Raw genomic sequence first — 22,928 nt, forward strand, 5'->3', positions numbered from 1 at the left:
GTCAGTGGGAGCGGGTAGGCTCGCCATCTCACACCCATACCGCACACGCACCGCATCTGGTTAGGAGACCTAGGGATGACGCCCGGCAACAACGGCGCGAGCACGCCCGAGGACGACGACCCCTTCGGCTACCTCTACGCCGACGGGCAGGCCAACGGGGCCCAGCCGCCGTCCGGTGGCTACGGCTACCCGAACTCGGTCAACCGGGTGCGTCCCGTCGGCACGCGGCAGTACGGAGCACCACAGGGCCAGGCCGCCCAGACCGCGGCCTACGGCCAGGCCGCCCCGCAGCAGCAGGGCACCTACGGCCAGCAGCAGGGCGCCTACGGCCGGCCGAACGCGCACTACGCGGCGCCGGAGACCTTCCCCGGCGGCGGTTCTCCCACCGCACCGCAGCAGTCGGCGCACGGCGGGGGCGGCGGGCGCCGCGGCCCCAACACCAAGGGTCTGCTGATCGGCGCGGTCGCGGTCGTCGCGGCGGTGGTCATCGGTATCGCCGTGGCCATGACGAGCAGCGGCTCGGAGGACGACAAGGGCGGCGACGAGGCGGGTGGCGGCACCGCCCCCACCCAGTCCGACACCACCGAGCCGAGCCCGTCGGCGAGCGACGGGGCCGAGGAAGAGGTGAAGCTCCCGGCCGTGGACGCGAAGGCGCTGCGGCTGTCGCCCGGCGTGGCGACGGCGTCGGAGATCGACGGCGCCCGGTCGGACGGCGGCGTCTATGTGGCCAATCTCAACCAGCCCGGCGCCTCGGTCACCTGGACCGTGGACGGCATCCCCGAGGACGGCCTCTACACCCTCTTCGCCGGCTACAGCGCGGCCGGCGAGGACCAGTCGATGACCCTGACGGTCAACGGCAAGGAGTTCGGCAGCAAGCTGAACCTGGGCAACTTCACCGGTGCCGAGGACGGCGACTTCGCCAAGGGCTGGACCAAGACCTACGCCTGGCCCACCCTCAACAAGGGCACCAACACCATCTCGCTCTCCTGCGCCGACGGCGACAAGTGCAACGTCCTGCTGGACCAGTTCTCCCTGAAGAAGGGCCAGGTCAAGGACTAGGGACCGGCGGACAGGCCCTGGGGCGTCCCCGGCCGGCGCGTTACGCCGCGCCCGCCGCCTCCGCCGTCACCGCGACCCCGCGTCCGAGCAGCTCCTCGTACGCCCCCCGGTCGAACTCGCCCGCCACCGGTGCCAGCACCGTCGCCGCGGACAGGGCGACCGCGCGGGCCAGGCGGTCCGGCCAGGGCAGGTGCTCGACCAGGCCCGAGAGCAGTCCCGCGACCGCCGAGTCGCCCGCGCCGGTCGGGTTGCCGTGGACGTGGGCGGGCGGCGCGGCGCGCCAGCGGCCCTCCGGGGTCACCGCGAGCAGCCCGTCGGCGCCCAGCGAGGCGACCACCGAGCGGGCACCGCGGCGCCGGGCGGCCTGGGTGGCCCGCAGCGGCTCGTGCGAACCGGTCAGCTCGGCCAGTTCGTCGGCGTTCGGCTTGATCAGGTCCGGTCGGGCGGCGACCCCCCGGCGCAGCGGCTCCCCGCTGGTGTCCAGCAGCACGGGGACGCCGGCGGCGCGGGCGGTGCGTATCAGCCCGGCGTAGGCGTTCACCGGGACGCCAGGCGGCAGGCTGCCGCACAGGGCCACCGCGGCGGCACCGGCCAGCAGGTCCTCGTAGGTCTCCTGGAAGGCGTTCCACTCGGCGGGGGCGACGGCCGGGCCGGGTTCGTTGAGCTGGGTGGTGTCGCCGGTGCGTTCGTCGACGACGGCGATGGTGCGGCGGGTCGCCCCCGCGACCGGTACGAGCGCGTCGGTCACCCCGGGCACGCCGGTGAGTCCCTCGCGCACGACGTCCCCGGTGGTGCCGCCCGCGAAGCCGGTGACCGTCACCCGGTGTCCGAGGGTCGCCAGCACCCGGGCCACGTTCAGCCCTTTGCCGCCGGGGCGCTCCGTCACCGCGGTGACCCGGTGGGAGGCGTGGGGGCGCAGGGCCGGGACACGGTAGGTGATGTCGAGAGCGGTGTTCAGCGTGACGGTGAGGATCACCCGTGTCACCTGTGTCACCTGTGTCGACCTCCCCCGATCGGCTGCGGCTGCCGTGTGTCCCCGGAAGTTGTCTTCCGGGGACACGATCATGCCAAAAGGACGGCGGTGGGCCCACCCCCGGGATCGGCCACCGTCGGCCGGTCCGGGGCCGGACTCGGGGACGGATCAGCCCAGTTGGGGATCGACCACCCATTCGCCCCGGCGCATGACGCCCACCAGGTCGAAGGCGTCGTCCAGGACCACCAGGTCGGCGTCCCTGCCGGGTTCCAGGGAGCCGACCCGGTCGGCCAGGCCGAGCAGCCGCGCCGGGTTGGCGGAGATCGCCGCGACGACGTCCTCGACGGGCAGCCCGTCCACCGTCACCGCCCGCTTGAAGGCGCGGTCCAGGGTGAGCGTGGAGCCCGCGATCGAGCCGCCCTCCACCAGCCGGGCCACGCCGTCGGCGACCTCGACCTCCATCGGGCCGAGCAGGTAGCGGCCGTCGCCGAAGCCGGCCGCGTCCATCGCGTCGGTGATGAAGGCGACCCGGGCGGCGCCCGCGTGGTGGAAGGCGAGGCGGAGCGCGGCCGGGTGCAGATGGGTGCCGTCGTTGATCAGCTCGACGGTGATCCGCTCGTCCTCCAGCAGCGCGGTGATCGGGCCGGGGGCGCGGTGGCCGAGCGGCGGCATCGCGTTGAACAGGTGCGTGGCGACCGTGGCGCCCGCGTCGATGGCCTGGAGCGTCTGCTCGTACGTGGCGTCGGTGTGCCCGACCGCCGCGATCACGCCGTGCTCCGCGAGCAGCCGTACGGAGTCCAGGCCGCCCGGCAGCTCGGTGGCCAGCGTCATCATCTTCGCGTGGCCGTGCGCGGCGTCGATCAGCTTGCGGACCTCGGCCGGGTCGGGGTCGCGCAGCAGCTGCTCGTCGTGCGCGCCCTTGCGGCACGGGGAGATGAACGGCCCCTCGAAGTGGATGCCGGCGATGTCGCCCTGCTGGGCCAGCTCGGCGAGCAGCCCGGCTTGCCGGGCGAGAAAGTCCAGGTCACCGGTGACGGCGGAGGCGACCACCGTCGTCGTGCCGTGCCGTCGGTGGGTCTCGACGCCCTTGCGGATGTCCTCGTGGGTGCCGCCGGTGAAGGAGGCGCCGCCGCCGCCGTGGTTGTGGATGTCGACGAAGCCGGGGACCACCCAGTGGCCCGACACGTCGATGACTTCCGCCCCCGGGGGCGCCGTGTCCGCGATCCGCGTGCCGCCGACGATCACGCGGCCGTCGTCCACGGTGCCGGTGGGCAGTACCACCCGGGCACCGGCGAGAACCTTGCTTGGGGCCATCAGGTGGTTACCTCCGGGGGAGTCGCGGTTGTGGGAGTGGTGCTGAGCAGGTCCCAGGCCATGAGCCCGGCACCCAGGCAGCCGGCGGTGTCCCCCAGCGCCGCGGGGACCAGTTCCGGCAGCTTCTGGAAGGTGACGCGCCGCCGGACGGCGTCCCGCAGCGGTGTGAACAAGGTTTCCCCCGCCTCGGCGAGGCCGCCACCGATGATCAGGACGCGCGGGTCCAGCAGAGTGAGGGCGGTGACCAGCCCGTCGGCGAGCGCGTCCACGGCGTCCCGCCACACGGCGAGCGCGCGGGCGTCGCCCGACTCGACGGCCTTGGCGCAGTCGGCGGCGTCCGCGTCCGGGTCGCCGCACGCCTCGGCCCACGCCTGGCTGACCGCCGACGCGGACGCGAACCGCTCCAGGCAGCCGCGCTGCCCGCACGGACACGGGGTGCCGCCGGGCCGTACGACGATGTGGCCGATCTCGCCCGCGAAGCCGTGGGCGCCCGACTCCACCCGGCCGTCGATGCCGATGGCGCCCGCGATGCCGGTGCCCAGCGGCACGAACAGGAACCGGTCGGCGCCCTGCCCGGCCCCGATCCGGCCCTCGGCGAGCCCGCCGGTGCGCACGTCGTGGCCGAGGGCGACCGGGATACCGCCGAGCCGGTCGCCGAGCAGCGCACGCAGCGGTACGTCGCGCCAGCCGAGGTTGGCCGCGTACACGGCGGTGCCGTGCTCCTCGTCGATGATGCCGGGGACGGCCACGCCGGCGGCACGGGCGGGCTCGCCGAACCGGTCGGCACCGTAGGCGCGCAGTTCGGCGGCGAAGTCCAGGATGCCCGCGACGACGGCGTCGGGCCCGCGGTCGCGGCCGGTGGCCCGGCGGGCCTGGTGCAGCAGCTCGCCCCCCGGCCCCGCCAGGGCGGCCTTCATCCCGGTGCCGCCCACATCGAGGGCGATGACATGTCTCACGGGGACAGTGTGGCCCGTTGACCCGGGAGAGGTCTAGTCCACTGCCGTGGTGTAGACCTTAATCCGTTAAGCGAACAAGCGAACAAGCGAACGCGTAAGCAAAGCAGTGAACGACGAGTCGTCGGCAGGGTTGGGGAATCACGGTGCAGCGGCGTAGGACAGGAACGATCGCGGTGGTGTCCGCGCTGGGCATGACAGCGGTCCTCGGCGGCTGCGGGCTCACCGGGGACTCCGGCGAGGTGACGCTGAAACTGGTCGCCGCCGACTACGGCGACAGCAAGGCCAACAGCTCCCAGAAATACTGGGACGAGCTGGCCAAGGCCTACGAGGCCGAGCACCCCGACGTGCAGGTGGACGTCACCGTCCACTCCTGGACCGACGTCGACCGCGAGGTCCGCGAGATGGTCGAGGCCGGCGAGGCGCCCGACCTGGCGCAGATCGGCGCCTACTCCGACTACGCGGACAAGGACCTGCTCTACAGCGCCGACGAGGTGCTCTCCATCCCGGTCCAGGCCGACTTCGTCTCCCAGCTCGCCGGCGCGGGCCAGGTCAACGGGGTGCAGTACGGCCTGCCCTTCGCGGCCTCCACCCGCGTGCTCTTCTACAACAAGACCCTCTTCGAAGAGGCCGGCGTCACCCCGCCCAAGAGCTGGGACGACCTCGCGGACGCCGCCGAGGCGCTCAAGGCGGAGGGCGTGAAGTACCCGTACGCGCTGCCGCTGGGCGCCGAGGAGGCGCAGGCCGAGACGATGCAGTGGATGCTCAGCGGCGGGGGCGGCTACACCGACGACGTCGGCACCTACTCCGTCGACTCGCCGCAGAACGTCACCACCTTCACCTGGCTGCGGGACGAACTGGTCGGCGAGGGCCTCACCGGCCCGGTCGCCCCCGGCGAGCTCGACCGGGCCGACGCCTTCGCCGCCTTCGCCAACGGCGACGTCGGCATGCTCAACGGGCACCCCTCGCTGATGAAGATGGCCTCCGACAAGGGGGTCAAGTACGGCATGGTGACCACTCCCGGCATCGACGGCGAGAGCCGGAACACGCTCGGCGTCACCGACTGGATGACGGCCTTCAAGGAGAACGGCCACCAGGAGGAGGTCGGCGACTTCCTCGACTTCGTCTACAGCGACGAGAACGTCCTCGACTTCTCCCGGAAGTACGACCTGCTGCCGGTGACCACGTCCGCGTCCCAGGTCATGAGCACGGCCGCGGAGGACAAGAAGCTCAAGCCCTTCCTGGACGAGCTGCTGCTCTCCGAGCTGTACCCGGTCGGCAAGACCTCCTGGGCCTCGGTCAGCGCGGACGTCAAGAAGCAGATCGGCCAGGCGGTCGCCCCCGGCGGCAGCCCCGAGGAGGTACTCGGCCAGATCCAGACGACGGCGATGCGGGCGGGCAGCGCGGAGTAGCGGCGTAGGGAGTAGCGGCCCGCTGTCGGTGGCGGGCGTTACGGTGCCGTCCATGGACCTGGGACAGAGGGAGCGCGACATCCTCGCGCTGGAGCGCCGCGGCTTTTCCGGCCCCGGCGTGAAGGAGCGCGCGATCCGCGAGGAGCTGGGCCTGGCCCCCGTCCGCTACTACCAGCTGCTCAACGCCCTCCTGGACGACCCCCGCGCCCTGGCGGCGGATCCGGTGACGGTCAACCGCCTGCGCCGGATACGGGAGTCGCGCCGCTCGGAGCGGTGAGGCAGCGGCGAGGCAGTGGTAGGCAGCGGTGAGATTGTCTTCCGCCCGGGCGGGATAGGTTCGCGGTATGGGCAGCCACCAGGACTCCACCCGTGACGACTCCCCGGACCACCTGCCGACCCCCGCGACGGCGGCCGGGCGCGAAGGGCTCGACGCCCTCCTCGCCGCCCCCGGCCGCGCGGTGATCGCCCTCGACTTCGACGGCACGCTCGCCCCGATCGTCGCCGACCCCGACCGGGCCCGCGCCCACCCGGATGCCGTACCGGCGCTCGCGGCCCTCGCCCCGGAGGTCGCCTCCGTCGCGGTGATCACCGGCCGTCCGGCCGAGGTCGCGGTCCACCACGGCGGCTTCGCCGACGTCCCCGGCCTGGACCACCTCGTCGTCCTCGGCCACTACGGCGCCGAGCGCTGGGACGCCGCCACCGGCGCCCTCACCACCCCCGAACCGCACCCCGGCGTCGCCGCCGTCCGCGCCGAGCTGCCGGGGCTGCTGGAGCGCTCCGGGGCGGGCCAGGGCACGTGGATCGAGGAGAAGGGCCACGCGGTCGCCGTCCACACCCGCCGCGCCCCCGACCCCCAGGCCGCCTTCGACACTCTGCGCGCCCCGCTCGCCGACCTCGCCACCCGCCACGGCCTCATCGTCGAACCGGGCCGCATGGTCCTGGAACTGCGCCCACCCGGCATGGACAAGGGCGCCGCCCTGCGGGATTACGTGCGGGAGCTGGACGCGGGGGCCGTCCTCTACGCCGGCGACGACCTCGGCGACCTCCCCGCCTTCACGGCCGTCGACACCCTCCGCACGGAGGGCACCCCCGGCCTCCTGGTCTGCAGCGGCAGCGACGAGGTCCCCGACCTCCGCAAACGAGCGGACGTGGTGGTCGACGGCCCGGAGGGCGTGGTGCACCTCCTGCGTTCCCTGGCCGCACGCCTCGCGTAGCAGCTCAGCCCCAACCTGCGGGCATTCGTGCCGCCCCAGCCTGCGGGCATTGGTGCCGCCCCAGCCTGCGGGCATTCGTGCCGCCTAGGGCGGCACGGGTGGGCGCAGGCGGCACCCCGCAACGCCGGGCAGCGCAACGCCCCCCTCAGCCCCGCAACGCCTCCAATTGCTCAAGAAACCACCGCGCCGGAGGCAACGCCGTCCCCGCCGCCGCCAACCTCTTCGACCGCTCCGCCCGCTCCCCGGCACCGACCGACAACGCCTCGTGCAACGCCTCCGCCGTCCCCGACACGTCGTACGGATTCACCACCACCGCGTCGTCCCCCAGCTCCTCGTACGCCCCCGCCTCCCGGGACAGCACCAGCACGCACCCCTCGTCGGAGACGACCGGCACCTCCTTCGCGACGAGGTTCATCCCGTCCCGGACGGGGTTGACCAGCGCCACGTCCGCCAGCCGGTACGCCGCCAGCGACCGCGAGAAGTCGTCCTTCACATGCAGCACGACCGGCGTCCACCCGGCCGTCCCGAACTCCTCGTTGATCGAATCCGCGACCCGCCGCACCTCGGCGGTGTAGTCCCGGTACACGGCGAGATCCTGCCGCGAGGGGTAGGCGAACGCGACGTGCACGACCCGCTCGCGCCACTCGGGCCGCCCGGCCAGCAGCTCCCGGTACGCCAGCAGCCCCCGCACGATGTTCTTCGACAGCTCGGTCCGGTCCACCCGCACGATCGTCCGGCGCGCGCTCCCGTCAGGGGCCGCCCCGATCTCCGCCCGCAGCGCCGCCATCCGCTCGTCCACGTCGGCCTCGTGCGACCGCTGCCGCAGGAAGTCCGCGTCCGCGCCGAGCCCGTGCACGCCGATCTCGGTGCCACCGATCCCGCCCACCACGGCGTCGCAGCACGCGGTGAACGCGTCCGCCCACCGACGGGTGAGGAACCCGAGCCGGTCGGCGCCGAGCATGCCGCGCAGCACCTGCTCGGCGATGTCGTCCGGCAGCAGCCGGAAGTAGTCGACCGGCGCCCACGGCGTGTGCGAGAAGTGGCCGATCCTGAGATCCGGCCGCAGCTCCCGCAGCATCCCCGGCACCAGCGTCAGGTGGTAGTCCTGCACGATCGCGACCGCGCCCTCGGCCGCCTCCTCGGCCAGCGCCTCGGCGAAGGCCCGGTTGTACGCCTCGTAGGAGGCCCACTGCCGCCGGAACTCCGCGTCGAAGACCGGCTCGAGCGGGGTCTGGTAGAGCATGTGGTGCACGAACCACAGCACGGAGTTGGCGATGCCGTTGTACGCGTCCGCGTGCACGTCGGCCGGTACGTCCAGCATCCGTACGCCGTCCTCGCCGGCCCCGCGCCGTACCGCCTCGCGGTCGCCGTCGCTCAACGCGGAGCACACCCACAGCGCCCCCGCGTCCGGCCCGATGGCCGACAGTCCGGAGACCAGCCCGCCACCGCCGCGTCTGGCGTGCAGCGAACCGTCCTCCCGTACCTCGTACGAGACCGGCCCCCTGTTGGAGGCGACCAGCACCTGAGCAGTACCGAAGCTTGAAGCCATACGCCTCAACCTAGCCCGGCCCCGAAACCCTCAAACGTGGTCGGACGGCGTGGCGGCGCTCACGCGACCTTCCGGGCTGCGTACTCCGCGATCTCCGTCATCGGGGGCCGTTCCTCGGTGTCCACGGAGTACGTGCGCGGCTCGAAGCCGTCGGTGCCCCGCTCGAACTGGATGAGCGACGGCCGGACCAGGTGGCCGCGGGCCAGCCGGAGCTGGGCGGTGCGGTAGATGGCGGCGGACATGCGGCCCAGTGCCTGGCCGTCCTGGTGCCGGTGCTTGCGGACGCCGACGTCGACCTGTGCGAGGGCGTCCAGGCCCACCAGGTGCAGGGCGTCGACCAGCATGCCCAGCTCGACTCCGTAGCCGACGGGGAAGGGGAGCCGTTCGAGGAGGGAGCGGCGGGCCGCGTACTCGCCGCCGAGCGGCTGGACGAAGCCGGCCAGCCGCGGCCAGTGCATGTTGAGCAGCGGACGGGCCATGAGTTCCGTGACCCGGCCGCCCTGGCCGGGAGCGGCGTCGAGGGGCCGGTCGTACATGGCCTTCACGAGGTGCACGTCCGGCTCGGTGAGCAGCGGGCCGACGATCCCGGACACGAAGTCGGCCGAGAACTCGCGCAGGTCCGCGTCGACGAAGCAGACGATGTCGCCGCCGGTCACCAGCAGCGAGCGCCACAGCACCTCGCCCTTGCCCGGCACGGCCGGTACGCGGGGGAGGATCGTGTCGCGGTGCACGACACGGGCGCCCGCCGCCGCGGCCACCGCCGACGTACGGTCCCTCGACCCGGAGTCCACGACCACCAGCTCGTCCACGAGCGGCACCCGCTCCATCAGCTCCCGGCGGATCACCGAGACGATGCCGCCGACGGTCGCCTCCTCGTCGAGGGCGGGGAGCACCACGCTGACGGACTGCCCGGTGGCGTGCTTGGCGGCCATGAGCTGCTGGATCGGCCGGTCCGTCACGGACCAGGAGCGTGCGCTCAGCCAGCGCTCGACTTCTTCCAGCACGGTCTCCGGCTCCCTCTGTGATCCATCTCGCGGTTCGGACGACTATCTCAACAGTGATGGACGTCGGTTACAGTCTTGAACAACGCGGGTGACCATCGCATGCCGGGGTCGCCGCGCGAACAACAACTGAAGACCGCTCATCCAGAGGGGCAGAGGGATACGGCCCGTTGAAGCCCCGGCAACCCTCCAGTCGGTTCTTGTCACGCGGACGTGGCGAGGCTCCCGGCTAGGGAAGGTGCCAAATCCGTCTCACGGCGAGATGCGTCGTGAGGAAGATGAGGAGAAAGGGCCTCGCCTCACATGGCTGTGCAGACTGTCGCAAGCAACACCGACACCACCGCTTCCACCCCCTCCGCCGCCTCCCCGGTCGACCTCGGTCCCGCCGCGGCGCTCACCTGCCGCGAGTGCGGTCACCGCGTGCCCCTCGGCCCGGTCTTCGCCTGCGAGGAGTGTTTCGGCCCGCTCGAGATCGCCTACGACTTCTCGGCGTACGACACCGAGGAACTGCGCAAGCGGATCGAAGCGGGCCCCGCGAACATCTGGCGTTACGCCCCGCTGCTGCCCGTCCCCGCCGACGTGGCCGACAAGCCGAACATCAACCCTGGCTGGACCAAGCTGGTCAAGGCCGACAACCTGGCCCGCGAGCTGGGCGTCACCGGCGGTCTCTACGTCAAGGACGACTCCGGCAACCCGACGCACTCCTTCAAGGACCGCGTCGTCGCGCAGGCCATCGAGGCCGCCCGCGCCTTCGGCTTCACCACCCTGTCCTGCTCCTCCACCGGCAACCTCGCGGGTGCCGTCGGCGCCGCCGCCGCCCGCGCCGGCTTCCGCTCCTGCGTGTTCATCCCGCACGACCTGGAGCAGGGCAAGGTCGTCATGGCCGCCGTCTACGGCGGTGAGCTGGTCGGCATCGAGGGCAACTACGACGACGTGAACCGCTTCTGCTCCGAGCTGATCGGCGACTCGGCGGGCGAGGGCTGGGGCTTCGTCAACGTCAACCTGCGGCCGTACTACGCGGAGGGCTCCAAGACCCTGGCGTACGAGATCTGCGAGCAGCTCGGCTGGCGGCTGCCCGACCAGCTCGTCGTCCCGATCGCCTCCGGCTCCCAGCTCACGAAGATCGACAAGGGTCTTCAGGAGCTGATCAAGCTCGGTCTGGTCGAGGACAAGCCGTACAAGATCTTCGGCGCCCAGGCCAAGGGCTGCTCGCCGGTGTCCACCGCGTACAAGGCCGGCCACGACGTCGTACGCCCGCAGAAGCCGGACACCATCGCCAAGTCGCTGGCGATCGGCAACCCGGCCGACGGCCCCTACGTCCTCGACATCGCGCGCCGCACCGGCGGCGCCGTGGAGGACGTGACCGACGAGCAGGTCGTGGACGCGATCAAGCTGCTGGCCCGCACGGAGGGCATCTTCGCGGAGACGGCGGGCGGCGTGACGGTCGGCGTCACGAAGAAGCTGATCGAGGACGGCGTCCTGGACCCGTCCCTCACCACCGTCGTCCTCAACACCGGCGACGGCCTGAAGACCCTCGACGCGGTGGCCGGCACCGGCCTCACCGCCACCATCCGCCCGAACCTGGACTCCTTCCGAGAGGCTGGCCTCGCATGAGCGTGACCGTTCGCATCCCGACCATCCTGCGCACCTACACCGGCGGCAAGGCCGAGGTCGCCGCCGACGGCGCGAACCTCGGTGAGGTCATCGCCGACCTGGAGAAGAACCACACCGGTATCGCCGCCCGTGTCCTGGACGACCAGGGCAAGCTGCGTCGCTTCGTCAACGTCTACGTCAACGACGACGACGTCCGCTTCGAGCAGGGCCTGGAGACCGCGACCCCCGAGGGCGCCGGCGTCTCCATCATCCCGGCGGTCGCCGGCGGCTGACCCGCCCCTCGATTACCTCCGGTAATCGCAGTAACGCTCGGTTCATCGAATTGCCCCCTCCGTAAGAGAAGCGGAGGGGGCAATTCCATGTGGTTGAGCGCGGTAGAGTTGGGGAACGCGCTCCCGATCGGAAGGTCGGGAACCCTGAATTCCTGCCGCTCGCCCGACCAGATGTAGCCAAAGTGTGGGCGTATTTCGCGGCTTTTGTTCTTTTTGTGTGCCCCGACTTGACCCGAATTCAGGCGAATTCTCGCCACATTCCGGACCGGGTACGTCCAGATTTCTCGTCCGATTGACCTGTTGCAGACGGCAGTTGGACAGATACATTCAGCCGCGGTCGACGCGTTCCGGCGCACGCCCCCAGTCGTGGGGGGTGAGGTCTGACCCGGGTCCGCGAAGTGCGGATCTGTGCAAGGGCCAGTAATAGGGGAGTTAGGCATGGCTCAGGGCACCGTCAAGTGGTTCAACGCGGAGAAGGGGTACGGCTTCATCGCGGTCGACGGTGGTGCGGATGTTTTCGTCCACTACAGCGCGATTCAGATGGACGGCTACCGCACCCTCGAAGAAGGCCAGCGGGTCGAGTTCGAGATCTCGCAGGGTCAGAAGGGCCCGCAGGCCGACATGGTTCGCCTCAGCGCCTGAGACGCGCGACCACGGCAAGTCAGCGGTCTTCTCCGAAGGGCCCGCACCCCACGGGGTGCGGGCCCTTCGGTCTGCCCGGAACCCGCGCCGATCCCCGAGAGGCGCTTGCACTCGGCAGGGGCGAGTGCTAATCATTGGCGTTAGCACTCTGAAGGTGAGAGTGACAACGAAGGACCGAGTCGGTGAGGTCCGCGGGCCGGGTGGGGAAGGAACCGCCAGGTCGGCGAGCCGTCCGTCGCGGGCGCGGGCGCGGTCCGAAGGAATCACCCCCAGTCCTGGAGGGACCACTTCACATGGCCAAGATCATCGCGTTCGACGAGGAGGCACGGCGCGGCCTCGAGCGCGGCATGAACCAGCTCGCGGACGCCGTCAAGGTGACGCTCGGCCCCAAGGGCCGCAACGTCGTCCTCGAGAAGAAGTGGGGCGCCCCCACGATCACCAACGATGGTGTCTCCATCGCCAAGGAGATCGAGCTCGAGGACCCGTACGAGAAGATCGGCGCCGAGCTGGTCAAGGAAGTCGCCAAGAAGACGGACGACGTCGCCGGTGACGGTACGACCACCGCGACCGTTCTCGCCCAGGCCCTGGTCAAGGAAGGCCTGCGCAACGTCGCCGCCGGTGCCAACCCGATGGCCCTGAAGCGCGGTATCGAGAAGGCCGTCGAGGCCGTCTCCGCCGCCCTGCTGGAGCAGGCGAAGGACGTCGAGACCAAGGAGCAGATCGCCTCCACGGCCTCCATCTCCGCCGCCGACACCCAGATCGGCGAGCTCATCGCCGAGGCCATGGACAAGGTCGGCAAGGAAGGCGTCATCACCGTCGAGGAGTCCCAGACCTTCGGTCTGGAGCTGGAGCTCACCGAGGGTATGCGCTTCGACAAGGGCTACATCTCGGCGTACTTCGCCACCGACATGGAGCGTATGGAGGCGTCGCTCGACGACCCGTACATCCTGATCGCCAACTCCAAGATCGGCAACGTCAAGGACCTGCTGCCGCTCCTGGAGAAGGTCATGCAGTCGGGCAAGCCGCTGCTGATCATCGCCGAGGACGTCGAGGGCGAGGCCCTGTCGACCCTGGTCGTCAACAAGATCCGCGGCACCTTCAAGTCCGTCGCCGTCAAGGCCCCGGGCTTCGGCGACCGCCGCAAGGCGATGCTCCAGGACATCGGCATCCTCACCGGCGGCGAGGTGATCTCCGAGGAGGTCGGCCTCAAGCTGGAGAACGCCACGCTCGACCTCCTGGGCAGCGCGCGCAAGGTCGTCATCACCAAGGACGAGACCACGATCGTGGACGGCGCCGGCTCGGCCGACCAGGTCCAGGGCCGGGTCAACCAGATCCGCGCCGAGATCGAGAACAGCGACTCGGACTACGACCGCGAGAAGCTCCAGGAGCGCCTGGCGAAGCTGGCCGGCGGCGTGGCCGTCATCAAGGCCGGTGCCGCCACCGAGGTCGAGCTCAAGGAGCGCAAGCACCGCATCGAGGACGCCGTTCGCAACGCGAAGGCGGCCGTCGAGGAGGGCATCGTCGCCGGTGGTGGCGTGGCCCTGCTCCAGGCCTCCCAGGTCTTCGAGAAGCTGGAGCTGTCGGGTGACGAGGCGACCGGCGCCAACGCCGTGAAGCTCGCCCTGGAGGCCCCGCTGAAGCAGATCGCCGTCAACGGCGGTCTCGAGGGCGGCGTCGTCGTGGAGAAGGTCCGCAACCTGACCGTCGGCCACGGCCTCAACGCCGCGACCGGTGAGTACGTCGACATGATCGCCGAAGGCATCATCGACCCGGCGAAGGTGACCCGCTCTGCCCTGCAGAACGCCGCCTCCATCGCCGCGCTGTTCCTCACCACCGAGGCCGTCATCGCCGACAAGCCGGAGAAGGCCGCCGCGGGCGGCGCCCCGGGCGGCATGCCGGGCGGTGACATGGACTTCTGATCGACCTCTGGTTGATCAACCGTCCTTCACGTACCGAGGGCGGCACCCCCTGTTCCGGCAGGGGGTGCCGCCCTCGGGCGCGTCCGGGGTGCTCGCCGCCGGCCCCGTCCCGGCTACTTCGGGTCGCGGTTGAAGACCGCCTTCGACCAGAAGTAGCCGAGCGCGGAGAGAGCCAGGCACCAGGCGAGCGCGAGCCACCCGTTGTGGCCGATCTCGGTGCCGAGCAGCAGCCCGCGCAGGGTCTCGATGGCGGGGGTGAAGGGCTGGTACTCGGCGACCGGCTGGAACCAGCCCGGCATCGCGTCGACCGGGACGAAGGCGCTGGAGAGCAGCGGCAGCAGGATCATCGGCAACGCGTTGTTGCTGGCCGCCTCGGCGTTCGGGCTGACCATGCCCATCCCGACGGCGATCCAGGTGAGCGCCGTGGCGACCAGCGCGAGGAGCCCGAACGCGGCCAGCCACTCCACGGCGGTGGCGTCGGTGGAGCGGAAGCCGATGGCCACGGCGACGGCACCGACGAGGACCACGCTCAAGACCGACTGGAGCACGCTGCCGATGACGTGCCCGATGAGTACGGAGCCGCGGTGGATCGCCATGGTGCGGAAGCGGGCGATGATGCCCTCGGTCATGTCCATGGAGACGGACACCGCGGTTCCGACCACGGTGCCGCCGATGGTCATCAGCACGATGCCCGGCACCAGGTAGGCGATGTACGCGGAGCGGTCGGCGCCGCCGCCCATCCCCGCGCTCATCACGTCGCCGAAGATGTAGACGAAGAGCAGCAGCAGCACGATCGGCGTGAGCAGCAGGTTCAGGGTGAGGGACGGGTAGCGCCGGGCGTGCAGCAGGTTGCGGCGCAGCATGGTGGACGAGTCGCGCACGGCGAGGGAGAGGGAGCTCATCGGACAGTCTCCTTGGGCTGGTTCGGGATGCCGGGGCCGGTCAGGGCGAAGAACACGTCGTCGAGGTCGGGGGTGTGCACGGTCAGTTCGTCGGCCTCGACGCCGGCGGAGTCCAGCCGGTCGAGGACGGAGCGCAGCTCGCGCTGGCTGCCGTCGCTGGGGAGTCGCAGTGCCAGTGCCTCGTCGTCCCGGGTGACTTCGCCCAGTGCGGAGGCGGCGCGCTGGTAGGCGGCCGGGTCGGTGAAGCGGAGCCGGATGTGTCCGCCGGGGATGAGCCGCTTCAGTTCCTCGGCGCTGCCCTGGGCGGCGATCCTGCCGTCGTTGAGTACGGCGATGCGGTCGGCGAGCTGGTCGGCCTCTTCGAGGTACTGGGTGGTGAGGAAGACGGTGACGCCGCCGGTGACGAGTTCGCGGATGATCTGCCACATGTTGTGGCGGGAGCGGGGGTCGAGGCCGGTGGTGGGTTCGTCGAGGAAGATGATGCGGGGGTCGCCGACGAGGGTCATGGCGATGTCGAGGCGGCGCTTCATGCCGCCGGAGTAGGTGGCGGCGGGCTTCTTCGCCGCCTCGGTGAGGTCGAAGCGTGCCAGCAGTTCGGCGGTGACCCGTCGCCCCTCCTTCTTGGAGAGGTGGTGCAGGTCGGCCATGAGGAGCATGTTCTCCTCGCCGGTGATCAGGCCGTCCACGGCGGAGAACTGCCCGGTGACACCGATCGCGGCCCGCACTCCGTCCGGTGACGTGGCGATGTCGTGGCCGGCGACCTGGGCCTGGCCGCCGTCGGCGGAGACGAGGGTGGAGAGGATCTTGACGGCGGTGGTCTTGCCGGCGCCGTTCGGGCCGAGCAGGGCGAACACGGACCCGGCCGGGATGTGCAGGTCGATGCCGTCGAGGACGACCTTGTCGCCGTAGGACTTGCGCAGGCCGACGGTGGAGACGGCGGCCGGCGCCGGGTGACCGTCACCCTTCCTGGATGTGGGCATGACAGACGAAGGCACGGAGCCCTCCCGTTCGGGGGTGGAGTGGCTGGGACGGAAGTCGCTGGGGCAGTGGCGGTCTGTTGCGGCTGTGCTCAGACCCTGGCGCGGCGGACGTCGACGTTGCCGTACTTGGTGCGGGCCCGGATCTTGACGGTGTCCTCGCTCTCCCCAGGGGTGTCGGACGCGGTGAGCGTGTTGCGGACGCGTCCGGCGCCCGAGTGCGCGTCGAGCCAGGCGGCCGTGCCCTCGCGGATGCCGACCTCGATGGCGCCGTAGGAGGTCTCCAACTGCACCTCGCCGCGGGCGACCTCACCCACCCGCAGCGTGCCGTAGGCGGTGGTGGCGGTGAGGGAGCCCTCGGCGCGGGTGACGCTGATGTCGCCGTTGGCGTGGCTCACCCGCAGGTCGCCGGTGGCGACGCCGACGGTGGTGGCGCCGTGCGAGTTCTTCAGGACGGCGGGGCCGTCGATGAGGCCGACGCGCACGCTGCCGGAGCTGGTGGTGATCTCGGCCGCGCCCTCCACCCGGTCCACGGTGACCGAGCCGTGGGAGGCGGTCAGCCGGAGCGGACCGGTAGCGTCCAGGCGGACGTCACCGCCCGAGGTCTTCACCCGGACCTCGCCGAGCCGGCCCTCGCCGAGCACCTGCGTCCAGGAGCCGGTCGTGTCGATGCGCGAGCCCGCGGGCAGCTCCACCGACACATCGACGGCGCCGGTGGGTCCGATGAACCGGCGCTCCTTCGTGCTGATCGTCAGGACGCCGCCGGAACACGAGACCTCGGTCTGCTCGGCGGCCCGTACGTCCTTGTCCCGCTTCGGGTCGGCGGGCCGCACCTCGACGACCGTGTCGAGTCGGTCCCCCGCGGTGAACCGGATGGAACCCGCGCCCACGTGGGCGGTCACCGCGATCGGTTCGGGAGTGTCGAAAGAAGGCATGGCTGTACCGTCCTCGTGAGTCCTTGGAGCGTCTTCGCTGGTGGGCGTGGTGCGAATGAAGTGGCGCCGGTGAAGTGGTGCGGGCGGGTGCGCGGCTAGCGCACCCAGCCCGTGAAGCTCTGTCCGACGGTGCGGGTCTTCTCCGTCGTGCGCGGCCGGTTGCCGCCGTCGACCGCGGCCGACACGGCCCGCACCAGCCACGCGTTGACGGAGAGGCCCTCGCTGCTCGCGGCCTCCTCGGCGCGCGCCTTGAGGTGGGCCGGCAGGCGCAGGTTGACGCGGGCGGTGCCGCCCTCTTCGCTGTCGGAGGGCGCCTGTGACCTGAGCGGTTCGACGGACGCGCCGGCCGCTTCCCCGAAGCCGTCGGTGGGCGGCGGCGTCACCACGAAGTCGGGGTCGAGTCCGCGCAGCCGTACGTCGACCGAGCCGGGGGCGAGTTCACGGGTGATCTCGTCCATCGCGGCGGAGAGCACGTTGAGCATGGTCAGCCGGGTCGCCGACTCCAGGGGAGCGGTGAGCCTCTCGGCCAGCTCGCGGGCTTCGTCGCCGCCGGCTTCGGCGGCCACCGCGAGTTCGCGGCGGAGGGCGTCGACGTACGGGGTGAGGTCCATGACGCCATGATGGCACCACTATGGTGCCAAAGCAAGCCTCATTGGCGCCGGGTGAGAGACGGGCCAGATCAGAAGTGCTCTGACCTGCGTTAATGGGGGGTGTCGTCGAGTGGTACCACCTGGCGCCATTGGGTGCCAGTTGGCACCACGTGGCGCCACGTGGTGCCAGTGCCCCGGCCCCGGTGTGCTCCGGATCACGCCAGTCGGGCCATGGTGGCCGGAATGGTCGCGCCGGGTGCGATGGTTCTCGTTGATGCAGGATGCATGCATGCGCACATACCGTCCGGTACCCACCCGAGGAGCCCCCACGTGACCGTCACCGCCCCCGACGCCGCCTCGCGCGCCGCCCAGATCCTCGCCCGCCCGGCCACCATCAACGGCCTGACCGTGCCCAACCGCATCGCGATGGCGCCGATGACCCGGATGTTCTCGCCGGGCGGCATCCCCGGCGAGGACGTGGTCTCGTACTACTCCCGTCGCGCCGCCGCCGGTGTCGGCCTGATCGTCACCGAGGGTACCTACGTCGGCCACGACTCGGCCGGGCAGAGCGACAGCGTCCCGCGCTTCCACGGTGACGAGCAGCTGGCCGGCTGGGCGAAGGTCGCGGAGGCGGTGCACGCGGCGGGCGGCACGATCGTGCCGCAGCTGTGGCACATCGGGATGGTGCGGAAGGCCGGCGACCCGCCGTTCGCGGACGCCCCCGCCGTCGGGCCCTCCGGCCTGCGCATCGGCGAGGACGAGGTCACCGGCAAGGTGATGACCCAGCGCGACCTGGACGACGTCATCGGCGCCTTCGCCGGGGCCGCTGCCGCCGCCGAGCGCATCGGCTTCGACGGTGTGGAGATCCACGGCGCCCACGGCTACCTCGTCGACCAGTTCCTGTGGGCGGGCACCAACCGCCGCACCGACGCCTACGGCGGCGACCCGGTCTCCCGCACCCGCTTCGCCGCCGAGATCGTGGCCGCCGTGCGCGACGCCGTCTCGCCCGAGTTCCCCGTGATCTTCCGCTACTCCCAGTGGAAGCAGGAGGCCTACGGCGCCCGCCTCGCCGAGACCCCCGAGGAACTGGAGGCGATCCTCGCCCCGCTCGCCTCGGCCGGCGTCGACGCCTTCCACGCCTCCACCCGCCGCTACTGGCGCCCCGAGTTCGACGGCTCCGACCTCAACCTCGCCGGCTGGACCAAGAAGCTGACGGGCAGGACCGCCATCACGGTCGGCTCGGTGGGCCTGGACGGCGACTTCACCAAGGCCTTCCTGGGCGAGGGCGCCCCGGTCGGCAGCCTCGACAACCTCCTCGACCGCCTGGAGCGCGACGAGTTCGACCTCGTCGCCGTCGGCCGCGCGCTGCTCCAGGACCCGCGGTGGGCCGAGAAGGTCCTCGCCGGGAACTTCGACGCGCTCGCCCCCTACGACGCGGCGTCCCTGAAGTCCCTCAGCTGACCCGACCCGGTCCGGATGCGCACCGCGGCGTAAAGTCCGTGGGATCACCAACTACTGCCGTACGTACGTCCAGCGGCGTTCAGTGAGGAGTGATCGATGACGAACCCCGAGGTCCCGGGGCCCGTGGTGCGCACCGTCGCCGGTCCGGTGCGGGGACGGCGGGAGGACGGCCTGACCGTCTTCCGCGGCATCCCGTTCGCCGAACCGCCGGTGGGCGAGGCCCGGTTCGCCGCGCCGCGCCCCGTCCGCGCCTGGGACGGCACGCGCGAGGCGTACGCCTTCGGCCCGCCGTCTCCGCAGGACGCGGGGGTCGCGGGCCCGCCCGTCGCCCTCCCCGAGGGCGACGACTGGCTGACGGTCAACATCTGGACCCCCGAACCCGACCCGGCCGCCCGCCGCCCGGTGATGGTGTGGATCTACGGCGGCGCCTACAAGTTCGGCCACTCCGGCAGCCCCGGCTACGACGCCCGCCGCATCGCCGCCGACGGAGACCTCGTCGTCGTCACCTTCAACTACCGCGTCGGCATGGAGGGTTTCGCCCGCATCGACGGCGCCCCCGCCAACCGGGGCTTTCTCGACCAGGTGGCCGCGCTGGAGTGGGTACGGGACAACATCGCGGCGTTCGGCGGTGACCCGGACCGGGTCACCGTGTTCGGCGAGTCGGCGGGTGCCGGTTCCGTGGCCTCGCTGCTGGCCATGCCTCGTGCGGCAGGACTGTTTCGGCGGGCCATCGCCCAGAGCGTGCCGGGCACGTTCTACTCCGACGAGCTGGCCCGGGACATCGGCGCCGCCCTCGCCGCCGAACTGGGCCTGCGCCCCACCGTCGCCGACCTGGCGGCCGTGGACCCGGGACAGCTGGTCAAGGCGGGGCAGTCGCTCGCCCCGAAGATGCCCGGGTGCGTGGACCGCTGGGGACGGGCCGCGCCCACGGTCACCCCGTACTCGCCGGTCGTCGACGGTGACGTCCTGCCGGTCACGCCGTGGCAGGCACTCGCGTCCGGCGCGTCCCGGGACGTCGACCTGATCGTCGGCCACAACCGCGACGAGAACCGCCTCTTCACCGCGATGGCGGGCAAGCTCGGCCAGATCAGTGAGGAGCGCGCGAGCGCGGCGCTCGGCCTGTACGCGCCGGGCGGCGAGACGTCCTACCGCGCCGCGTTCCCGGACGCGTCCGCGAACGAGCTGTACGAACGCGTCCAGACCGACTGGCTGTTCGCCATGCCCTCGCTGCACCTGGCCGAGGCGCACCTCGCGGGCGGTGGCCGGTCGTTCGTCTATGAGCTGACCTGGCAGGCCCCGGCCAACGACGGTGTCCTCGGCGCCTGCCACGCCCTGGACGTCCCCCTCCTGTTCGGCACCTTCCAGGCCGACCTGGGGCTGCTGCTGTTCTCCGGCACGGTGCCGTCGCCGGAGGCGCTCGCCCTGTCGTCCCGTTTCCGGTCCTCGTGGACCGCGTTCGCGCACACCGGCGACCCCGGCTGGCCCGCGTACGACACGGAACGGCGCCTGGTCCAGGTCTTGGACGCGGAGCCGGTCGTGGCGCCGTATCCGGAGGAGGCGTCGAGGCGGCTGTGGGAGGGGCACGAGTTCGCGGCGCTGCCTCTGTTGGGGTGAGGCCGTTGGGGCCGCCCGCCTCTTTGCCAGTGTCGTGCTTCCGCGACCCGAGTAAAGGGCGCTGCGCGTCGGCTGCGCCGATCGGCCTGCGGCCGACCCTTGACTCGGGTCGCTCCAGCACGGGTGAGAAGCGAGCGGGCGGCCCGGGGAAAGTGGTGGCCCGGGTACGTCGGTCCCGTACGTGGGCTGCCCAGTGCCCCGGCGTGCGGGAGCGCGCTCGCGCCTCACATGCACGCCGGGCCGTCTCGGCGGCTTTCGGCGGGTGGTCTTCGAAAGCGAGGACACTTGGGCCCGAAGTGTCCTCGGTTTGGGAGAGGGGGGTGGGGGCCTTCGTAGCAACGGTCACTTGCTGGCCGGGGCTTCTTTGAGGTCGCTGACGAAGGCCGCCCAGGCGTCAGCCCGGAAAAGAAGGTTCGGGCCGTGGGGGTTCTTGCTGTCGCGGACGGGGACGACGGTCCCTTCGACGGCGACTTCGAGGCAGTCGCCCCCGTCCCCTGCGCTGTAGCTGGACTTGTGCCAAGTGACGCTACGGAGATGGGCATCAGGGGTGCTGTTCATGCTCGTAAGTCTGCGCCACCGAGTGGATCAGGGCCAGGGAATCGGGTGGGGAGAGAGCGGTGGCCTGCAGGAGGCTGAACGTGAGGGTGTGACGGGCGAGCGTGGCGGGATCGTCCAGAAGTTTGCCCATGTCCAGTCCCTCGACGAAGCAGAGCGGAGCCGCGTCGGCGAACTCCATGAGCTTCAGCGAGCCTCCCATGGCGGCATGCGTCCCGGCGCTGAACGGGAGCACCTGCGCGATGACCCGCCGACGGCCCACCAGGCTCGCGACATGGTGGAGGGCCTCCGCCATGGCCGCTGTTCCGCCGACTGGCCGTCGGAGCGCGGCCTCGTCAAGTACGACCCACAACAGCGGCGCTGTTGGACCGTCCAGTAGCCGAGCGCGCTCCATGCGGGTGGCCACCAGCTCCTCGATCTCCGGGTCGGAAGCCATGGGACGGTAGGTGCGGAACAGGGCTTCGGCGTACGCCGGGGTCTGCAAGAGGCCGGGGATGAGCAGCGGGAGATAGTGCCTGATCGTCGTAGCGACGGCCTCCGCCTCCGCCGCCTCCGCGAAGTGCTCGGGATACTTCGACTTCGCCGAAGCCGCGCAGTTGCGCTGGAAGAAGTCCTCCGTCGCGAGGACCTCGTCCAACAGGCGCGCGTACTCCGGCTGCATCCTCCGCGTACCGGACTCCAACTGCCCGATGAACGAGCCGCTGACGAACAGCCGTCCGCCCAGCTCCTCCTGGCTTAGCCCGGCCTTCTCGCGGGCGTGTCGTAGCTCGGCGCCCAGCAGGGCGCGGGGGGACGAGGCGGGGTCGAGGTCTTTCGGTCCAGGCATGGCACGGAACTCCCGGTCGCACAGCAGAGGTTGTTGGGGCGCCCTGTATGGCCAGGTTAGGGGCGGAACGGACACGCTGTGTCGCGAATCACGAACTCAGCGTGGAGGTGGGAGAACGTGCGGTCGACCGAAGAAGTCGTCGAGTCCCTGCGGCAGGCCCTCGTGGACGTCGGCATCGTGCTGCCGTCCCTGTGCGTCGATCCGGTGACCGGCGCGAGCGAGGAGCCGTTCGCGTTGGTGGAGTTGGGGCGTTGCAACGTCCGGGTCGCCGACCGGCTGGCGTCGGTGGTGCGAGGTGAGCGGCCGCCGGTGGGCGCGCATGCCGTGGACGCGCGGGACGGGCGTGTGGGGGAGGTGATGGGGCACGTCGGCGGCAGCGTGCAACTGCGCCCGGTTGCCGGTGGCCGGGAGTGGGACTGCCCGCAGGTCTCGCTGGCGGCTGCGCGGCCCGAGGAGCTGATGCGGGCCCGGCTGCGCCGGACCAACCACGAGAGCGTACGGCCCTAGTCCGGTGCGACGATGCGTTCGACCGCCGCCGCCACCAGAGCGTCCCGCTCCTCCTGGGTGAAGACGTCCGGCAGGGTGAGCTGTTCGACGATCAGCCAGTTGAGGGCGAGGTAGAGCAGCTTGACGGCCATCGCGTCGCCGGGGAGGCCGGACGCCTGGTGGTAGGAGACGTTGGCGGCGACGTCGGCGCGGATGCGTTCGGTCAGGACCGCGCGCAGCTCGGGGCGACGGGTGGCCTCCAGGCGGAGTTCCAGCAGCGCGAGGTAGCCGGTGCGGAACGAGGCGATGCGGTCGACGAGTTCGCGCATCAGGACGACGTAGGTGTCCCGGTCGCGGCCGGCCGTGCGCTGGCGGGCGATGGTGGCCTCGTCGGGGTGGAGCCGCTCGTAGACGCGGGCGCCGGCCTGGGTGAGCAGGTCGTCGCGGTTGGCGAAGTAGTTGGACGCGGTGCCGCCCGGGACGGCGGCCTTCGTGTCCACCGCGCGGAAGGTCAGGCCCCGGGCGCCCTGCTCGGCCAGTACCTCGATCGCGGCGTCCACGAGGGCGGCGCGACGTTCGTCGTTCCGTCTCACCATGGTGAAAACACTCCAGGCGTAGTACTACAGGTAAACCACTGTGGGCATAGTACTACGCGAGGTC

Annotated in this window: 23 protein-coding genes and 1 riboswitch; of the genes, 11 read left to right on the forward strand and 12 right to left on the reverse strand. The window is 71.4% G+C overall.

Going from position 1 to position 22,928, the window contains the following annotated elements; genetic code table 11:
• Window positions 1-75: 75 nt before the first annotated feature.
• Entirely contained in the window at window positions 76-1,059 is a 984-nt protein-coding gene (locus RI578_RS22235) for a carbohydrate-binding protein (protein WP_310872694.1), read from the forward strand.
• Between the two features lie 40 nt (window positions 1,060-1,099).
• On the opposite strand, the gene RI578_RS22240 is transcribed toward RI578_RS22235, so the two are convergent.
• From RI578_RS22240 to RI578_RS22250, 3 genes are all read right to left on the reverse strand, one after another.
• On the reverse strand, window positions 1,100-2,035 hold the full coding sequence (locus tag RI578_RS22240; protein WP_310875831.1) for a 1-phosphofructokinase family hexose kinase: 936 nt from the start codon (window positions 2,033-2,035) through the stop codon (window positions 1,100-1,102).
• 165 nt (window positions 2,036-2,200) lie between these two features.
• A complete protein-coding gene (gene nagA, locus RI578_RS22245) occupies window positions 2,201-3,346 on the reverse strand; it encodes an N-acetylglucosamine-6-phosphate deacetylase (RefSeq protein WP_310872695.1) in 1,146 nt (381 codons plus the stop codon).
• Entirely contained in the window at window positions 3,346-4,263 is a 918-nt protein-coding gene (locus tag RI578_RS22250) for an ROK family protein (RefSeq protein WP_383554552.1), read from the reverse strand. Before RI578_RS22250 ends, nagA begins: the two co-directional genes overlap by 1 nt.
• Window positions 4,264-4,493: 230 nt before the next feature.
• On the opposite strand from RI578_RS22250, the gene RI578_RS22255 reads away from it, so the two are divergent.
• From RI578_RS22255 to otsB, 3 genes are all read left to right on the forward strand, one after another.
• Window positions 4,494-5,711: an extracellular solute-binding protein gene (locus tag RI578_RS22255; protein WP_310875832.1), complete on the forward strand. Its 1,218-nt coding sequence runs from the start codon at window positions 4,494-4,496 to the stop codon at window positions 5,709-5,711.
• Window positions 5,712-5,763: 52 nt separating this feature from the next.
• Window positions 5,764-5,988, forward strand: coding sequence for a DUF3263 domain-containing protein (locus tag RI578_RS22260; RefSeq protein WP_310872697.1), 225 nt, complete (start codon window positions 5,764-5,766; stop codon window positions 5,986-5,988).
• Window positions 5,989-6,055: 67 nt separating this feature from the next.
• Window positions 6,056-6,925, forward strand: a complete 870-nt coding sequence (gene otsB, locus RI578_RS22265) for a trehalose-phosphatase (RefSeq protein ID WP_310872698.1) — start codon at window positions 6,056-6,058, stop codon at window positions 6,923-6,925.
• Window positions 6,926-7,070: 145 nt separating this feature from the next.
• Here the strand turns inward: otsB and RI578_RS22270 are convergent, their stop codons facing one another.
• On the reverse strand, window positions 7,071-8,474 hold the full coding sequence (locus tag RI578_RS22270) for a trehalose-6-phosphate synthase (RefSeq protein ID WP_310872699.1): 1,404 nt from the start codon (window positions 8,472-8,474) through the stop codon (window positions 7,071-7,073).
• Window positions 8,475-8,533: 59 nt separating this feature from the next.
• Window positions 8,534-9,478 carry a glucosyl-3-phosphoglycerate synthase gene (locus RI578_RS22275; RefSeq protein WP_310872700.1) on the reverse strand — a complete coding sequence of 315 codons (945 nt, stop codon included), beginning with the start codon at window positions 9,476-9,478 and terminating at the stop codon, window positions 8,534-8,536.
• Window positions 9,479-9,612: 134 nt separating this feature from the next.
• A riboswitch (SAM riboswitch) is annotated at window positions 9,613-9,760 on the forward strand.
• A gap of 18 nt (window positions 9,761-9,778) precedes the next feature.
• Between RI578_RS22275 and thrC the strand changes: the two genes are divergently transcribed.
• From thrC to groL, 4 genes are all read left to right on the forward strand, one after another.
• A complete protein-coding gene (gene thrC / locus RI578_RS22280; RefSeq protein ID WP_310872701.1) occupies window positions 9,779-11,089 on the forward strand; it encodes a threonine synthase in 1,311 nt (436 codons plus the stop codon).
• Window positions 11,086-11,361 carry a MoaD/ThiS family protein gene (locus RI578_RS22285; RefSeq protein WP_121747678.1) on the forward strand — a complete coding sequence of 92 codons (276 nt, stop codon included), beginning with the start codon at window positions 11,086-11,088 and terminating at the stop codon, window positions 11,359-11,361. The genes thrC and RI578_RS22285 overlap by 4 nt, the downstream gene beginning before the upstream one ends.
• 438 nt (window positions 11,362-11,799) lie before the next feature.
• On the forward strand, window positions 11,800-12,003 hold the full coding sequence (locus RI578_RS22290) for a cold-shock protein (RefSeq protein ID WP_004929928.1): 204 nt from the start codon (window positions 11,800-11,802) through the stop codon (window positions 12,001-12,003).
• A 293-nt stretch (window positions 12,004-12,296) separates the two neighbouring features.
• Window positions 12,297-13,922, forward strand: a complete 1,626-nt coding sequence (gene groL, locus RI578_RS22295; protein ID WP_310872702.1) for a chaperonin GroEL — start codon at window positions 12,297-12,299, stop codon at window positions 13,920-13,922.
• A gap of 113 nt (window positions 13,923-14,035) precedes the next feature.
• On the opposite strand, the gene RI578_RS22300 is transcribed toward groL, so the two are convergent.
• The 4 genes from RI578_RS22300 to RI578_RS22315 all read right to left on the reverse strand — a co-directional run bounded on the left by RI578_RS22300 (window position 14,036) and on the right by RI578_RS22315 (window position 17,347).
• Complete coding sequence (locus RI578_RS22300; protein WP_310872703.1) at window positions 14,036-14,824, reverse strand: ABC transporter permease; 789 nt, start codon at window positions 14,822-14,824, stop codon at window positions 14,036-14,038.
• On the reverse strand, window positions 14,821-15,804 hold the full coding sequence (locus tag RI578_RS22305) for an ATP-binding cassette domain-containing protein (RefSeq protein ID WP_310872704.1): 984 nt from the start codon (window positions 15,802-15,804) through the stop codon (window positions 14,821-14,823). The genes RI578_RS22300 and RI578_RS22305 overlap by 4 nt, the downstream gene beginning before the upstream one ends.
• 89 nt (window positions 15,805-15,893) lie before the next feature.
• Entirely contained in the window at window positions 15,894-16,736 is an 843-nt protein-coding gene (locus RI578_RS22310) for a DUF4097 family beta strand repeat-containing protein (RefSeq protein ID WP_310872705.1), read from the reverse strand.
• Between the two features lie 95 nt (window positions 16,737-16,831).
• Window positions 16,832-17,347 (reverse strand): toxin-antitoxin system HicB family antitoxin, encoded by a 516-nt coding sequence (locus RI578_RS22315; RefSeq protein ID WP_310872706.1) that lies wholly within the window; start codon window positions 17,345-17,347, stop codon window positions 16,832-16,834.
• Between the two features lie 309 nt (window positions 17,348-17,656).
• On the opposite strand from RI578_RS22315, the gene RI578_RS22320 reads away from it, so the two are divergent.
• Window positions 17,657-18,787, forward strand: coding sequence for an NADH:flavin oxidoreductase (locus tag RI578_RS22320; protein WP_310872707.1), 1,131 nt, complete (start codon window positions 17,657-17,659; stop codon window positions 18,785-18,787).
• A 96-nt stretch (window positions 18,788-18,883) separates the two neighbouring features.
• Window positions 18,884-20,401, forward strand: a complete 1,518-nt coding sequence (locus RI578_RS22325; RefSeq protein WP_310872708.1) for a carboxylesterase family protein — start codon at window positions 18,884-18,886, stop codon at window positions 20,399-20,401.
• A gap of 342 nt (window positions 20,402-20,743) precedes the next feature.
• Here RI578_RS22325 and RI578_RS22330 read toward each other — a convergent pair whose 3' ends face one another.
• Window positions 20,744-20,959, reverse strand: a complete 216-nt coding sequence (locus RI578_RS22330; protein ID WP_310872709.1) for a DUF397 domain-containing protein — start codon at window positions 20,957-20,959, stop codon at window positions 20,744-20,746.
• Entirely contained in the window at window positions 20,943-21,782 is an 840-nt protein-coding gene (locus tag RI578_RS22335) for a helix-turn-helix transcriptional regulator (RefSeq protein WP_310872710.1), read from the reverse strand. Before RI578_RS22335 ends, RI578_RS22330 begins: the two co-directional genes overlap by 17 nt.
• Before the next feature lie 117 nt (window positions 21,783-21,899).
• Here RI578_RS22335 and RI578_RS22340 point away from each other — a divergent pair, with 117 nt between their 5' ends.
• Window positions 21,900-22,289 (forward strand): hypothetical protein, encoded by a 390-nt coding sequence (locus RI578_RS22340; protein WP_310872711.1) that lies wholly within the window; start codon window positions 21,900-21,902, stop codon window positions 22,287-22,289.
• On the opposite strand, the gene RI578_RS22345 is transcribed toward RI578_RS22340, so the two are convergent.
• Window positions 22,286-22,864: a TetR family transcriptional regulator gene (locus RI578_RS22345; RefSeq protein ID WP_310872712.1), complete on the reverse strand. Its 579-nt coding sequence runs from the start codon at window positions 22,862-22,864 to the stop codon at window positions 22,286-22,288. The two genes, RI578_RS22340 and RI578_RS22345, sit on opposite strands and share 4 nt — an antisense overlap.
• Window positions 22,865-22,928 lie beyond the last annotated feature (64 nt).

This window comes from Streptomyces sp. BB1-1-1, from assembly GCF_031597775.1.
In the GTDB taxonomy this organism is placed as follows: Bacteria; Actinomycetota; Actinomycetes; order Streptomycetales; family Streptomycetaceae; genus Streptomyces; species Streptomyces thinghirensis.

Coding starts and splice junctions, on each gene's coding strand:
- RI578_RS22235 (WP_310872694.1), top strand. CDS start 76: ATGACGCCCGGCAACAACGGCGCGAGCACGCCCGAGGACGACGACCCC.
- nagA (WP_310872695.1), bottom strand. CDS start 3,346: ATGGCCCCAAGCAAGGTTCTCGCCGGTGCCCGGGTGGTACTGCCCACC.
- RI578_RS22250 (WP_383554552.1), bottom strand. CDS start 4,263: ATGAAGGCCGCCCTGGCGGGGCCGGGGGGCGAGCTGCTGCACCAGGCC.
- RI578_RS22255 (WP_310875832.1), top strand. CDS start 4,494: ATGACAGCGGTCCTCGGCGGCTGCGGGCTCACCGGGGACTCCGGCGAG.
- RI578_RS22260 (WP_310872697.1), top strand. CDS start 5,764: ATGGACCTGGGACAGAGGGAGCGCGACATCCTCGCGCTGGAGCGCCGC.
- otsB (WP_310872698.1), top strand. CDS start 6,056: ATGGGCAGCCACCAGGACTCCACCCGTGACGACTCCCCGGACCACCTG.
- RI578_RS22270 (WP_310872699.1), bottom strand. CDS start 8,474: ATGGCTTCAAGCTTCGGTACTGCTCAGGTGCTGGTCGCCTCCAACAGG.
- thrC (WP_310872701.1), top strand. CDS start 9,779: ATGGCTGTGCAGACTGTCGCAAGCAACACCGACACCACCGCTTCCACC.
- RI578_RS22285 (WP_121747678.1), top strand. CDS start 11,086: ATGAGCGTGACCGTTCGCATCCCGACCATCCTGCGCACCTACACCGGC.
- RI578_RS22290 (WP_004929928.1), top strand. CDS start 11,800: ATGGCTCAGGGCACCGTCAAGTGGTTCAACGCGGAGAAGGGGTACGGC.
- groL (WP_310872702.1), top strand. CDS start 12,297: ATGGCCAAGATCATCGCGTTCGACGAGGAGGCACGGCGCGGCCTCGAG.
- RI578_RS22300 (WP_310872703.1), bottom strand. CDS start 14,824: ATGAGCTCCCTCTCCCTCGCCGTGCGCGACTCGTCCACCATGCTGCGC.
- RI578_RS22305 (WP_310872704.1), bottom strand. CDS start 15,804: ATGCCCACATCCAGGAAGGGTGACGGTCACCCGGCGCCGGCCGCCGTC.
- RI578_RS22310 (WP_310872705.1), bottom strand. CDS start 16,736: ATGCCTTCTTTCGACACTCCCGAACCGATCGCGGTGACCGCCCACGTG.
- RI578_RS22315 (WP_310872706.1), bottom strand. CDS start 17,347: ATGGACCTCACCCCGTACGTCGACGCCCTCCGCCGCGAACTCGCGGTG.
- RI578_RS22325 (WP_310872708.1), top strand. CDS start 18,884: ATGACGAACCCCGAGGTCCCGGGGCCCGTGGTGCGCACCGTCGCCGGT.
- RI578_RS22330 (WP_310872709.1), bottom strand. CDS start 20,959: ATGAACAGCACCCCTGATGCCCATCTCCGTAGCGTCACTTGGCACAAG.
- RI578_RS22335 (WP_310872710.1), bottom strand. CDS start 21,782: ATGCCTGGACCGAAAGACCTCGACCCCGCCTCGTCCCCCCGCGCCCTG.
- RI578_RS22345 (WP_310872712.1), bottom strand. CDS start 22,864: ATGGTGAGACGGAACGACGAACGTCGCGCCGCCCTCGTGGACGCCGCG.